General features: G+C 37.3%; 1 protein-coding gene. It reads right to left on the bottom strand.

The features are described 5' to 3' along the window. Positions 1 to 664 (bottom strand): hypothetical protein (locus K1I53_RS09315; RefSeq protein ID WP_223329182.1); only part of this gene is annotated, 664 nt, incomplete at both ends.

The raw sequence follows: 664 nt of genomic DNA on the forward strand, positions 1-664 counted from the left end.
TTAAACTATTGACTTCATGTTGTACATTGTTTAGTTCACGAGAAGGGTCCTCTTCAGGCGGTAGCTCCTGATCTCCTATATGACCTTTATCCTGTTCTCTTTCCACAAACTTAGAAATGTATTCATGAATTATGGAGCACCTAATAACATTCTTCAAGGCGGAGAAGTTTGGGCCAGATGCCCAATATGCTTGACATGAAAACGTGAGAATGAATTTAGTATTATTTTGATATTCTGAGGCAATTTTATTATAATCTCGAAGATAAGAGAAGAATGCAGTGACCTTTGCATTGACAAATGGAGATTCCATGTATCTAAAAAATACGCCTTTAGGCCTTCTGATACCCTTTCCCCTGCGGTTTAGCGTGCCTTTTACATTAATATCTAAACCCTCTCCGATGGTGGCCTTTAACTGACTAATAAATGCAACCGATATAAACTGTGATAATTCTGGGTGATTTATGATTCGATCGACAATTGTATTGTACACTAGTGCAGGATCAGGCCAATCCAGTTCTTTTTCAATTACCGGTGTGTCATCTGTATTCAGTACGTGTCCAACAAAAGCAAATGCTAAGGTTTTATATTTCTTATAATTGTCAGGAACTGAAAAAGTTCCCCTTGTGGTTTCAATTACACATCTACTTTCATCGTATATCATAGG

The organism is Streptococcus oralis (assembly GCF_019929365.1).
Classification (GTDB): domain Bacteria; phylum Bacillota; class Bacilli; order Lactobacillales; family Streptococcaceae; genus Streptococcus; species Streptococcus oralis_BT.